Annotated in this window: 6 protein-coding genes, 3 rRNA genes and 1 pseudogene; 3 read left to right on the top strand and 7 right to left on the bottom strand. The window is 39.8% G+C overall.

Annotation, left to right across the window (positions count from 1 at the left end; translation table 11 throughout):
* Positions 1-125: 125 nt before the first annotated feature.
* From JFT89_RS01850 to JFT89_RS01820, 7 genes and pseudogenes are all read right to left on the bottom strand, one after another.
* Positions 126-584, bottom strand: coding sequence for an ASCH domain-containing protein (locus JFT89_RS01850; RefSeq protein ID WP_002063537.1), 459 nt, complete (start codon positions 582-584; stop codon positions 126-128).
* Positions 585-823: 239 nt separating this feature from the next.
* Positions 824-1,470, bottom strand: a pseudogene (locus JFT89_RS30870) (M20/M25/M40 family metallo-hydrolase); the annotation flags it as partial.
* 530 nt (positions 1,471-2,000) lie between these two features.
* Complete coding sequence (gene uppP, locus JFT89_RS01840) at positions 2,001-2,798, bottom strand: undecaprenyl-diphosphate phosphatase UppP (RefSeq protein ID WP_002063539.1); 798 nt, start codon at positions 2,796-2,798, stop codon at positions 2,001-2,003.
* A gap of 17 nt (positions 2,799-2,815) precedes the next feature.
* A complete protein-coding gene (locus JFT89_RS01835) occupies positions 2,816-3,553 on the bottom strand; it encodes an ABC transporter permease (RefSeq protein ID WP_016095886.1) in 738 nt (245 codons plus the stop codon).
* On the bottom strand, positions 3,546-4,475 hold the full coding sequence (locus JFT89_RS01830) for an ABC transporter ATP-binding protein (protein WP_016095885.1): 930 nt from the start codon (positions 4,473-4,475) through the stop codon (positions 3,546-3,548). Before JFT89_RS01830 ends, JFT89_RS01835 begins: the two co-directional genes overlap by 8 nt.
* A 68-nt stretch (positions 4,476-4,543) precedes the next feature.
* A complete protein-coding gene (locus JFT89_RS01825) occupies positions 4,544-5,557 on the bottom strand; it encodes a sensor histidine kinase (protein WP_016095884.1) in 1,014 nt (337 codons plus the stop codon).
* Positions 5,547-6,260, bottom strand: a complete 714-nt coding sequence (locus JFT89_RS01820) for a response regulator transcription factor (RefSeq protein ID WP_000651971.1) — start codon at positions 6,258-6,260, stop codon at positions 5,547-5,549. Before JFT89_RS01820 ends, JFT89_RS01825 begins: the two co-directional genes overlap by 11 nt.
* Before the next feature lie 558 nt (positions 6,261-6,818).
* Here JFT89_RS01820 and JFT89_RS01815 point away from each other — a divergent pair.
* The 3 genes from JFT89_RS01815 (at position 6,819) to rrf (ending at position 11,603) form a co-directional block, all read left to right on the top strand.
* Positions 6,819-8,370: ribosomal RNA gene (locus tag JFT89_RS01815) — 16S ribosomal RNA — on the top strand.
* Positions 8,371-8,516: 146 nt separating this feature from the next.
* Positions 8,517-11,438, top strand: a 23S ribosomal RNA gene (locus JFT89_RS01810).
* 49 nt (positions 11,439-11,487) lie between these two features.
* A 5S ribosomal RNA gene (gene rrf / locus JFT89_RS01805) occupies positions 11,488-11,603 on the top strand.
* The 16S, 23S and 5S rRNA genes sit together here, the layout of an rRNA operon.
* The last annotated feature ends 2,213 nt before the right edge of the window (positions 11,604-13,816 follow it).

Genomic DNA, 13,816 nt, shown 5'->3' with positions numbered 1-13,816 from the left:
CTTTAAGATGAGTCAGAATGACTCGTCTTTTTTGTGTTTAATGAAATAAGATTGTTATTTATGGTTCAAGAAACCTATTGATAACAATCTTATTTGCGTAAAAGTAAAGGTATTACTTCTATTTATTATAGTTTCACTTTATTTTTTATATCGATAAGCTCAAAACGTTCACAAACGAGTAGTATATCTTCAGAAAAACCAAGGCCAAGCTCATGTAGTTCCTTTGTAAAGAACTGTATATGGGTGTCTCTCCAGTAATTATAAGTAAGATCGCCTTCACCCTCAGCTATAGCAAATTCTTCAGTTACTTCATTCATTGGTGTTACAGTTACTTCTATTGTTTTAATTATAGCTACAGGTTCATCTTGACTATTGAGTACAATACTATAATCATTGGTTGTTGGTAGCGGTTCGTTTTCTAATTCATAAAAAATATGGCCGGAGCATGTTGCGGTTTTCACACCATCAATGACTAGTTTAGCGAGATAATCAGGAGAATCACCAAATTGCCAAGCTGTAACAGATTTCGGTTTTTCATTGTTCCCCCAATAAGTATCCCAATATGTTTGTGCTAATGGATTCATTTGTATTTTTACCTCACTTTAGCTAAAGTTGATTTTCTTTATAAACCCTGGACAATTTGCTTATTTGTAATAGCTTTGTAGTCATTTGAAATTTGTATTACGGATTAATAAAGGTAATACGCTGAATGAATAGGGTTTGTAAACACGTTCTATCCATTTATGGCCATCATTCTCGTAGACGCCCATAGTAATAGACGGGATGTTTAATTTGCGGATTATTTCATATGGTAATGGATATAGTTGTTATGTAGTCTATTTGTGATTTGGGCTGCAATAAAATTAGGGTTAATGCCAGACAATGTATCGCCTACGTGTACTTCTCTTCCGTAAATATGGAAACAAGGAAGAAGCTTGCTAGCAGTACCTGTATAAATGTAGCGCTGAGTATCTCCATCATATAAAAGGGTTATAAAATCATTGTTAATGGCCAAACGATACTGTAATTGTTTTTCTTGCTTTAGTCTTTCGAATTCGGTTAAGGCAGAGATAATCCCACGATGTTCTCCTTCTTCATCTCCAATGAATAAGAGTAGTAGATTTCCTTTGAGTAAATGCATATGTTCTGAGAAGTATAGTATATTGGCTAGATGAATGGTAGCACCGCTTTTCATATCAAGAGAACCACGGCCAAACAACCACTCTCCAGATTTTGCGTCGGCTTGAACATTTGTATCACTTTTGTAGGTTCGAAAATATTGTTTTAGTGTTTCAGGAGAGAAAGCATGTTCTTTTAACGATCCGAAATCTTCAATGCTGACTGTATCTAGGTGTGAATGATAAATGATAGTAGAGGGGGGAGGCGTTTTTCTTTTAAAAATGCAAATACATTTTTTCTACCTATTGTATCATGAGGTACATATTGAATCCATACGTGTTCAGAGTGCTTTTTAAAATACTATATAGTTCATCTATAATACTGACCTTGCCATCGGTGCCGTTAATACTATTGAAATGAAACTAAATGCTTTGTAAGTAATTCGATTTCCTTTTCTAATGGTAAAGCTTGCAGTTGTTTGTATATAGACATAGGATGAAACTTCCTTAAATCTTATAATGGGGAGTCTTTCATAGATAAGATAAGTGCAAGTGAAAAAACTATAGTTCGATTACTTAAATACAAGGAAGTAGCGGTATAGAACGTTCGTTCTGTATTGGTGTAATGGGCATATTCAATCAATTGAGGTGTTTATTTTTAATTCAGTATATGTGTTTAAAGAAGAAATGCTATTACTAGGTTCGGATTTTAAGTATAGCTTTTGATCTTACATATTTTAATGATTAGTTCAAAGAATATTCGGATTATTAATGGTGGTGTATTACCACTATGCCATATTGAAGTGAGTAATACTAGAGGTGAAATAGATGAAAACCGATATTCCTTGAATATCGGTTTAATAATATGTGGCTTATATGAAGCTATAGCAATACGAAAAGTGTAAATAAGATAGCTAACAAAATACGATAATATGCAAAAGGTTTTAAACCTATCTTTTCTAAAAGTTTCAGGAAAGTTACTACCGCTAGCATTGCTACTATAAAAGAGGTAATGAATCCTATAGCAAACATAGGAATATCATCCACACTTAAATACTTCCAACTTTTTAATAAGTCTAAGCCTGTAGCTCCAACCATTACAGGAAGGGCGATGAGAAAAGAGAACTCAGATGCAGCCTTATAATTTACTTTCGCTAATAGCCCTCCAGAAATAGTAGAGCCAGCTCTAGAGAAGCCAGGATATACTGCTAAGCATTGAAATAATCCAATTGTTAATGCTTGACGGTATGTTAAATCATCTAGTGAAAAAGCGGTTACCTCTGCCTTTTTTACTTCTGCAAAAATCATAAGAATTGCTCCTGCTACAAGTCCGATTACGACAGTATACGGCTGGAATAAGTATGTTTTAATAACATCATGTAATAATAAGCCAACAACTACTGCTGGGAATACACCAAGAAAAACATGTAATGCATTGAATTTTTTCTCTTTCCGAAGAAGGGGTTTAATATTACATAAAGAAACAAGACGTTTATGATATAAAATCGCGATAGCTAAAATTGCCCCTAACTGTATGACAATTTCAAACGTTTTTGCCCTTTCTCCTTCAAAACCTAATAAATGTCCGACTAATATAAGATGGCCAGTAGAAGAGATGGGTAAAAATTCAGCTAACCCTTCTACAATACCAAGTATGAAGGCAATGATAAGATCGCTCATAGTTTCACTCCTATAAATTAATGAATATCTACTCTTTTAAAATAGAATAGTGTTGTAATAAATCCGAAAATAGCTGTTACTGCGATGATGATATAAGAATACTCTGGTGGATAAGTCGGTTGTAATTCGTTATTTGCTATATCTAGAGTAGCGGTCCATGGGAATAGGTCTTTATGTTTTGAATTTACGATCATAAGGTTAGTCATTGTAATAATGATTGTTAATATAATAGGCGGTACATAGGTCTTCATTACAAGGGTTAGTAGTACAATAGGTGAAGACAAAAGAAAGAGAAGTCCACCACATATTAAAAATTTTATGAGAGAGCATAAAAGTAAGGTGATACTAAACCCAGGGAATCTACCTATTAGCCCTAATAATAAAGTTAGCGCCCAAGCAACTAAAGTTAGCATCATGATCCAAAGGAATAGAAGGATAAACTTACTTATAATAAAGCTAATACGTGATACTGGGATAGTTAGCAAGTTTTTTAATGTATCTTCCGTGTATTCACGGGTAAATAGATAAGCGATTACAACTCCATATAAGGGGAATCCTATAATTAAAGTAGTGTATAGGTTAACTTCAGTGAACAGTTGACCAAATAAAATAGTTGGAGTAGGCTGCTTTGTCTTCATGTGTATATAAGAAGCTACAACCACTAAAAATGGCGCGACACCTGCTCCGATAATACTAATCAAAAACATATTGGATCGTTTCAATTTTAATAGTTCTGTATAAAGCAGATTAACCAATTGTGCCACCCCCAACTAGTTTGGTGAAATAATCTTCTAGTCTATCTTCGCTCATCACAATTTTTAATACTTCAATATCGTTACGAACCAACGTTCTATTAATGTGTCCTTGCTGTCCAAAGTGAGAATAAACGCGAATATTTCCTTCATCATGTACCTCATAATCAAAAATTTGAAAATGATTTTCTAATAGCATCGCAGCTTTATTATCATTATTTACTTGGAATTCTATGTACTTACGATTGGCTTTACGCAGTGTATCAAGAGAAACTTCTTCTAATAACCTTCCTTCATGAATAATTCCCATACGATCAACTAGTTGTTCCACCTCAGCTAATATATGACTAGAAATGAGTATCGTTATATTTCTTTCTTGAGCTAAAGATTTAATGAGTTTTCGCATTTCTTTAATACCGATTGGATCTAGTCCGTTAGTTGGTTCATCTAGTATGAGTAGTTCAGGATAATGGAGAAGAGCACGTGCAATTCCTAAGCGTTGCTTCATTCCTAAAGAGTATTTTCCTACTAATTTTTTTGTTTCGTGCTGCAAGCCTACAATTTCTAATGCTTCTTCAATTGCATTCCTTTTGTGAACTCCAATTATCTTTGCATTAATTAATAAGTTCTCTCTTGCAGTTAAGTTTTCATAAAATCCTGGGACTTCAACGATAGAACCCATTCTTCTTAAAATGTCTTTTGGGTTCCGAAGTAAATCCTCACCGAATATTTCTATATTTCCACTTGTAGGTTTTATAAGACTAAGCAGCATACGGATTGTAGTTGTTTTACCAGCACCGTTACGCCCTATGAATCCATAAATCTCTCCTTGCTGTACATTTATATTTAGATTATCTACTGACTTTTGGTTCCCATAAACTTTAGTAAGGTTTGTCGTTTTTATAATTGTATTTATAGGGGGCACCTACTTTCTATAAGTTCTTAATTACATAATAAAAAGGAAGGTTTAACTGCATATTAATCATTTCTTAACTATTTCTTAAAAATAGTGTGTTTTGGGACGGAAAAACCAAAAGTAGTTCGTTCCCGGGGAATACTGTCAACCCATATACGCCCACCATTTTTTTCAACGAGGGCTTTAGAAATAGAAAGTCCGAGGCCACTACCACCGTAAGAAGGATTTCTTGATTGTTCGCTGCGGTACATCCGCTTAAATACGTTTTGTAAATCATGTTTTGGAATACCGGGTCCCTTGTCCCAAATAAGAATCTCATATTCTGTATTGGTTTCTAGTAGTTCGACTCCTACTATTTTCCCAGCTTTTCCGTGATGGATAGCGTTTTTTATTAGATTACCTATAATTCGTATAAGGCTAAGGTGATCTGCAATAATAGGAGAAGTAGATTCTGGTATGAGAACTTGTAGTTCAATGTTATGTTTTGATAGCTCGGGTAAAAATTCGATTAATACTTCTCTAGTAACTTCAGAAAAATCGAGTTCTTCTTCTTTTAATGGAAATTCATCAGCATCTAGCTTGGCCATATTAAAGATTTCATCGACCAGATGTTTTAAGTCATTCGATTTCTTATAAAGTATTTCAAGATATTCTTGCTTTTCTACTTCAGAAGCAGCGACATCATCTTTTAAAGCATCAATATATCCAATAATAGAAGTAAGTGGTGTCCGGATATCATGTGAGATATTAGATAAAAGTTGTTTTCTAGCTTCTTGGGATTTCCTTGCTTCGATCTGACCCTTTTCTAATGCAGCTATTAAGTCGTTTATTGAAAACACGATACTATTTAGTGAACGGTCGTTATTTGTGAATAGCCTCGTTTGTAAATTTCCTTTAAGTGCACGGCTTAATTTAGTAACCATCGATTCGTTGCTTTGAATAAAGTGAACTCTTGAAAAGAAAAGATATATTGTGATTATGATAAGAGCACTAAATAAAGATATTTTTATATGGTATCCCATATCTATATTTAAAAGTCCGCAAATGATAAGTTGTAATGAAATAAGAAAGAGGACCTTATCATTTTTCAACCTTTTCACCTACAAACTTATAACCGATTCCCCATACAGTCTGAATGAATTTTGGATTGGAAGAATCAATTTCTATTTTCTTTCTAAGCTTTCTAATATGCACCATAACTGTATTATCATCTTCTATATAATTATCGTCCCATACATTCCGAAAGAGTTGTGTTTTCGTAAATACTTGCTCTGGGTTTGAAGCGAAGAATTTTAATAGTTCAAGTTCTTTTCCAGTTAAGTTGATTTCTTTTCCGTTCGTATGGACTGTGTATTTTTTAAAATCGATAGTTAGTCCTTTAAATGTTAAAGTTGTTTTCTCTTGTACGTTAGTGTTACTTCCAAGAACTAAAAAACGTCGCATAAGAGCTTTTACTCTTGCAACCACTTCGTGAATACTGAAAGGTTTCGTAATATAATCATCAGCACCTATGCTTAAGCCCAGAATTTTATCAACTTCGTGATCTTTAGCAGTTAGCATTAATATAGGAATGTTAGTTGTATCTCTAAGTTTTCTGCACACTTCGATACCATCTACTTTCGGCATCATAAGATCTAATATAACGAGGTTGTAGTTATTTTGGTTAAATAAGCACAACGCTTCTTCGCCATTAATTGCAGTATCTACCATATATAATTCTCGCTCTAAATATCTTTTTAATAAGTCTCGAATTTCTTTATCGTCATCTGCTATAAGAATACGTATATCTTTCATATCGTCACCTGTTTCTAATAGAATGTTATTGATATTACAACTTGATAAACAAAGGGGGATAGGGAGCGGTAATAAAAAATAAAGCAACTTTCTAATTATATACTATTAATTGTTAAAATAAGGTTGCTAGTTTAGCTGAAAAGAATCAATTGTATGAGTTCGGTAAGATGGGGGAAGCGAGTCCTTTGAAATAGAGAAGTGCCTAAATTGAATAGTATTTAGAAGAATAGATTGGTAAAGAAAAGTAGACGATGGTTGCTATTTTAATGAGATCTTTGTATGTCCTTATCTAGAGTTAAAAGAGTGCAAAGGTACTAAATTAAATTTCTTTATAAAAAGGTGTTGACGATTAGAGTATTGAGGTGTAATATAGGACAAGTCGCCGATAGCAACAACGCAGAAAGCGACAAAAGAAATAAAAAAACTTGGTTGACATTGAAATATGAAAATGTTAACATAAGGGAGTCGCAAATGAGCGACAAACAAGTTCTTTGAAAACTGAACGAAACAAACAACGTAAACGTCAATTTTTATTTTTAGATGCTAGACAAACTAACTTTATTGGAGAGTTTGATCCTGGCTCAGGATGAACGCTGGCGGCGTGCCTAATACATGCAAGTCGAGCGAATGGATTAAGAGCTTGCTCTTATGAAGTTAGCGGCGGACGGGTGAGTAACACGTGGGTAACCTACCCATAAGACTGGGATAACTCCGGGAAACCGGGGCTAATACCGGATAATATTTTGAACTGCATAGTTCGAAATTGAAAGGCGGCTTCGGCTGTCACTTATGGATGGACCCGCGTCGCATTAGCTAGTTGGTGAGGTAACGGCTCACCAAGGCAACGATGCGTAGCCGACCTGAGAGGGTGATCGGCCACACTGGGACTGAGACACGGCCCAGACTCCTACGGGAGGCAGCAGTAGGGAATCTTCCGCAATGGACGAAAGTCTGACGGAGCAACGCCGCGTGAGTGATGAAGGCTTTCGGGTCGTAAAACTCTGTTGTTAGGGAAGAACAAGTGCTAGTTGAATAAGCTGGCACCTTGACGGTACCTAACCAGAAAGCCACGGCTAACTACGTGCCAGCAGCCGCGGTAATACGTAGGTGGCAAGCGTTATCCGGAATTATTGGGCGTAAAGCGCGCGCAGGTGGTTTCTTAAGTCTGATGTGAAAGCCCACGGCTCAACCGTGGAGGGTCATTGGAAACTGGGAGACTTGAGTGCAGAAGAGGAAAGTGGAATTCCATGTGTAGCGGTGAAATGCGTAGAGATATGGAGGAACACCAGTGGCGAAGGCGACTTTCTGGTCTGTAACTGACACTGAGGCGCGAAAGCGTGGGGAGCAAACAGGATTAGATACCCTGGTAGTCCACGCCGTAAACGATGAGTGCTAAGTGTTAGAGGGTTTCCGCCCTTTAGTGCTGAAGTTAACGCATTAAGCACTCCGCCTGGGGAGTACGGCCGCAAGGCTGAAACTCAAAGGAATTGACGGGGGCCCGCACAAGCGGTGGAGCATGTGGTTTAATTCGAAGCAACGCGAAGAACCTTACCAGGTCTTGACATCCTCTGAAAACTCTAGAGATAGAGCTTCTCCTTCGGGAGCAGAGTGACAGGTGGTGCATGGTTGTCGTCAGCTCGTGTCGTGAGATGTTGGGTTAAGTCCCGCAACGAGCGCAACCCTTGATCTTAGTTGCCATCATTAAGTTGGGCACTCTAAGGTGACTGCCGGTGACAAACCGGAGGAAGGTGGGGATGACGTCAAATCATCATGCCCCTTATGACCTGGGCTACACACGTGCTACAATGGACGGTACAAAGAGCTGCAAGACCGCGAGGTGGAGCTAATCTCATAAAACCGTTCTCAGTTCGGATTGTAGGCTGCAACTCGCCTACATGAAGCTGGAATCGCTAGTAATCGCGGATCAGCATGCCGCGGTGAATACGTTCCCGGGCCTTGTACACACCGCCCGTCACACCACGAGAGTTTGTAACACCCGAAGTCGGTGGGGTAACCTTTATGGAGCCAGCCGCCTAAGGTGGGACAGATGATTGGGGTGAAGTCGTAACAAGGTAGCCGTATCGGAAGGTGCGGCTGGATCACCTCCTTTCTATGGAGAATTGATGAACGCAGTTCATCAATAAACGTTGACTTGTTTTGTTTCGTTCAGTTTTGAGAGAACTATCTCTCAAGTTTAAATGTATGTTCTTTGAAAACTAGATAACAGTGTAGCTCATATTTTTTTAATTTTAGTTTGGTTAAGTTAGAAAGGGCGCACGGTGGATGCCTTGACACTAGGAGTCGATGAAGGACGGGACTAACGCCGATATGCTTCGGGGAGCTGTAAGTAAGCTTTGATCCGAAGATTTCCGAATGGGGAAACCCACTATACGTAATGGTATGGTATCCTTACCTGAATACATAGGGTATGGAAGACAGACCCAGGGAACTGAAACATCTAAGTACCTGGAGGAAGAGAAAGCAAATGCGATTTCCTGAGTAGCGGCGAGCGAAACGGAATCTAGCCCAAACCAAGAGGCTTGCCTCTTGGGGTTGTAGGACATTCTATACGGAGTTACAAAGGAACGAGGTAGACGAAGCGACCTGGAAAGGTCCGTCACAGAGGGTAATAACCCCGTAGTCGAAACTTCGTTCTCTCTTGAATGTATCCTGAGTACGGCGGAACACGTGAAATTCCGTCGGAATCTGGGAGGACCATCTCCCAAGGCTAAATACTCCCTAGTGATCGATAGTGAACCAGTACCGTGAGGGAAAGGTGAAAAGCACCCCGGAAGGGGAGTGAAAGAGATCCTGAAACCGTGTGCCTACAAATAGTCAGAGCCCGTTAATGGGTGATGGCGTGCCTTTTGTAGAATGAACCGGCGAGTTACGATCCCGTGCAAGGTTAAGCTGAAGAGGCGGAGCCGCAGCGAAAGCGAGTCTGAATAGGGCGTTTAGTACGTGGTCGTAGACCCGAAACCAGGTGATCTACCCATGTCCAGGGTGAAGTTCAGGTAACACTGAATGGAGGCCCGAACCCACGCACGTTGAAAAGTGCGGGGATGAGGTGTGGGTAGCGGAGAAATTCCAATCGAACCTGGAGATAGCTGGTTCTCCCCGAAATAGCTTTAGGGCTAGCCTTAAGTGTAAGAGTCTTGGAGGTAGAGCACTGATTGAACTAGGGGTCCTCATCGGATTACCGAATTCAGTCAAACTCCGAATGCCAATGACTTATCCTTAGGAGTCAGACTGCGAGTGATAAGATCCGTAGTCAAGAGGGAAACAGCCCAGATCGCCAGCTAAGGTCCCAAAGTGTGTATTAAGTGGAAAAGGATGTGGAGTTGCTTAGACAACTAGGATGTTGGCTCAGAAGCAGCCACCATTTAAAGAGTGCGTAATAGCTCACTAGTCGAGTGACTCTGCGCCGAAAATGTACCGGGGCTAAATACACCACCGAAGCTGCGAATTGATACCAATGGTATCAGTGGTAGGGGAGCGTTCTAAGTGCAGTGAAGTCAGACCGGAAGGACTGGTGGAGCGCTTAGAAGTGAGAATGCCGGTATGAGTAGCGAAAGACGGGTGAGAATCCCGTCCACCGAATGCCTAAGGTTTCCTGAGGAAGGCTCGTCCGCTCAGGGTTAGTCAGGACCTAAGCCGAGGCCGACAGGCGTAGGCGATGGACAACAGGTTGATATTCCTGTACCACCTCTTTATCGTTTGAGCAATGGAGGGACGCAGAAGGATAGAAGAAGCGTGCGATTGGTTGTGCACGTCCAAGCAGTTAGGCTGATAAGTAGGCAAATCCGCTTATCGTGAAGGCTGAGCTGTGATGGGGAAGCTCCTTATGGAGCGAAGTCTTTGATTCCCCGCTGCCAAGAAAAGCTTCTAGCGAGATAAAAGGTGCCTGTACCGCAAACCGACACAGGTAGGCGAGGAGAGAATCCTAAGGTGTGCGAGAGAACTCTGGTTAAGGAACTCGGCAAAATGACCCCGTAACTTCGGGAGAAGGGGTGCTTTCTTAACGGAAAGCCGCAGTGAATAGGCCCAAGCGACTGTTTAGCAAAAACACAGGTCTCTGCGAAGCCGTAAGGCGAAGTATAGGGGCTGACACCTGCCCGGTGCTGGAAGGTTAAGGAGAGGGGTTAGCGTAAGCGAAGCTCTGAACTGAAGCCCCAGTAAACGGCGGCCGTAACTATAACGGTCCTAAGGTAGCGAAATTCCTTGTCGGGTAAGTTCCGACCCGCACGAAAGGTGTAACGATTTGGGCACTGTCTCAACCAGAGACTCGGTGAAATTATAGTACCTGTGAAGATGCAGGTTACCCGCGACAGGACGGAAAGACCCCGTGGAGCTTTACTGTAGCCTGATATTGAATTTTGGTACAGTTTGTACAGGATAGGCGGGAGCCATTGAAACCGGAGCGCTAGCTTCGGTGGAGGCGCTGGTGGGATACCGCCCTGACTGTATTGAAATTCTAACCTACGGGTCTTATCGACCCGGGAGACAGTGTCAGGTGGGCAGTTTGACTGGGGCGGTCGCCTCCTAAAGTGTAACGGAGGCGCCCAAAGGTTCCCTCAGAATGGTTGGAAATCATTCGTAGAGTGCAAAGGCATAAGGGAGCTTGACTGCGAGACCTACAAGTCGAGCAGGGACGAAAGTCGGGCTTAGTGATCCGGTGGTTCCGCATGGAAGGGCCATCGCTCAACGGATAAAAGCTACCCCGGGGATAACAGGCTTATCTCCCCCAAGAGTCCACATCGACGGGGAGGTTTGGCACCTCGATGTCGGCTCATCGCATCCTGGGGCTGTAGTCGGTCCCAAGGGTTGGGCTGTTCGCCCATTAAAGCGGTACGCGAGCTGGGTTCAGAACGTCGTGAGACAGTTCGGTCCCTATCCGTCGTGGGCGCAGGAAATTTGAGAGGAGCTGTCCTTAGTACGAGAGGACCGGGATGGACGCACCGCTGGTGTACCAGTTGTTCTGCCAAGGGCATAGCTGGGTAGCTATGTGCGGAAGGGATAAGTGCTGAAAGCATCTAAGCATGAAGCCCCCCTCAAGATGAGATTTCCCATAGCGTAAGCTAGTAAGATCCCTGAAAGATGATCAGGTTGATAGGTTCGAGGTGGAAGCATGGTGACATGTGGAGCTGACGAATACTAATAGATCGAGGACTTAACCATATAATATGAAGCAAATGTTATCTAGTTTTGAAGGAATATACCTTCATAGTTTGGTGATGATGGCAGAGAGGTCACACCCGTTCCCATACCGAACACGGAAGTTAAGCTCTCTAGCGCCGATGGTAGTTGGGACCTTGTCCCTGTGAGAGTAGGACGTCGCCAAGCAACTGTAAGATGAGTCAGAATGACTCGTCTTTTTTGTGTTTAATGAAATAAGCTTGTTATCTATGGTTCAAGAAACCTATTGATAACAAGCTTATTTGTTTAAAGGTAAGTGTATTTATATAGGCTTCACTTTGTTTCTTACATCGATAAGCTCAAAACGTTCATGAGCAAGTAGCATAGTGTTTATTTGTAATAGCTTTGTAGTTATTTGAAATCCACGGATCAATGAAGATAATAAACTGAATAAATATGGCTTTTAAACAAGTTCACTCCATTTATGAGGATCTTTTTCTTAGACATCTTTAATGACGGGATGTTTAATCTCTGAATTGTTTCGTATGATAATGGCTTTAATTCGTGAATAGCAAAGAAGCTACCACATGTTAAATTGAAGTGAACCCGAATAGTGGTACATGAAAAAGTTTGAAGAAAAAAGTTCATTGTAACAGGCTATTTATTTCATTTATCCCGCTATTCGCCGGGCAGTAAAACTCCCACCTCAAAATTCAGCTGGAGCAAAGAAGTTAGGTGGGAGCCCTGCTGCCCGTAAACCCCCACTGATTAAAGTTTCACTTTATTTGTTTTAAATAGTTATATGGTGAAAGTGGTGGAGTTAAAAAGATAATAGCGCGTGTTCTTTTTTCTGAATCTGGCTTTTGAAGAGCGGCGATAATTTCAAAATATAGTTCTTGAAAGTCTTATGTAGTACTTTCGCATATAACATTTTGGATAAAGATGTGTGGATTAATGTTTAGACTCTATAATCTTCTTTGTAGTTTGTTACACGAAATTCCCAAGGAAATCTCTGGGGCGGGAAGATCAGTTGTGAGTAGTAATATTGGAACTGCTCTTGTACATAGTGTTCAGCTTTTTTATAAGTTCTACTTGTTTCCTCTAGTAGTTGGATAAGAATCTTTTTTTGTGTAGCCTTATAAATAAGATAACTAAAGTATAGTTGGCCACTGGTTGCTATTTGAACAGCATATTTGTCTTTATTATCACGTTGATATAAATAAGTTGGAGGAAGAATGGGTTCATCGGGAATAAATGCAGGTAGTTATATACTCTATTTGTAATTTGGTTGGAAATAATGAAACTATATGCTTTGTTAGCAATGCTATTTGCTCTTCTAACGGAAAAGCTTACTGTTTTCTGTATATAGATATAGGATACAACTCTTTAAATTTTATAATTTTGGAGCTTTTATATAGAAGATAAGTGTAAGTGAAAAATTATAGTGTGATTACTTAAATGCAAGGAAGTAGTGGTGTATAACAAGAGGTTAGAACGTTTGTTCTTGAATGGTGTAATGGGCATACTCAATCAATTGAGGCGCTTATTTTCTATTGGACATATGTGTTTAAAGAAGAGCTGCCATACTAGGTTCGGATTTCCAGTATAGCTTGTAACTTTACATACCTTAGTGAGGTGGTTCTTCAGTAAAGTATATTTCAATTATTAATATTGGATTTATTGACACTCCCATTGTTAAAGGGGCAACCTGATTAACATCAGTGTGATTCTTGCTACCAAAGGCGAAGTCGATTTTTGGTATCGCTGACGTGCAAGATTGTAGTGTGCCATCACTACTCTCACTATAGATCGTATAGGTTCGTGAGCCACGGTGCTATGACAGCGGCATGTTCATATGTTTTAGTGTCTTGTTCTTGTCTATAGTTGACGTGTATCAAAATAATGAGTGTTTTTCTATGAAAGTATCGTGAAATCTGTAAACGAACCAATTATTCTATTTCCAACTGGTTTTATGAAATAATCTACGAATGGTCCTTTACTCATCATAATTTTTAATATTAATTGAATCTAGTCTATAGTCGGTTCATTCTATTATGAATGGTTCAGGAGAGTGAAGAAGAGTGTGTGCACTGTTAGAAAGAGATATTGTAATTAAGATAAGGAGAGTAAATGAAGTTGCTAGAAAAGAATTTCTTGTGGAACCCAGTAATGTACGGGGGATAATCCTCTTGAAATAGAGAGGTTTGTTAGGGGAGATTAGTAGATAGAGGTAGACAATGATTGCTATTTAGTAAAGTCTTCGTGGATTCTTATGTAACCTTTACTAATCGGGAATTTATGGATCGTCAGGCTCACTACTAACTTCTTTGCTTCAGCCTAACTTTGAGGTGGGAGTCTTACTGTCCGCAAATAGCGGGATAAAGTGGTGTGAACATATTAAATTAAATATCTTTATAAAA

This window comes from Bacillus sp. TH25, assembly GCF_016650935.1.
Taxonomy (GTDB): domain Bacteria; phylum Bacillota; class Bacilli; order Bacillales; family Bacillaceae_G; genus Bacillus_A; species Bacillus_A mycoides.
The sequence above is the reverse complement of the archived record's forward strand: the minus strand, read 5'-3'. Positions and strand labels throughout refer to the sequence as shown.

Bases quoted from the DNA above. Each gene is read 5' to 3' on its own strand.
- JFT89_RS01850 (WP_002063537.1), bottom strand. From the start codon at position 584: ATGAATCCATTAGCACAAACATATTGGGATACTTATTGGGGGAACAAT.
- uppP (WP_002063539.1), bottom strand. From the start codon at position 2,798: ATGAGCGATCTTATCATTGCCTTCATACTTGGTATTGTAGAAGGGTTA.
- JFT89_RS01820 (WP_000651971.1), bottom strand. From the start codon at position 6,260: ATGAAAGATATACGTATTCTTATAGCAGATGACGATAAAGAAATTCGA.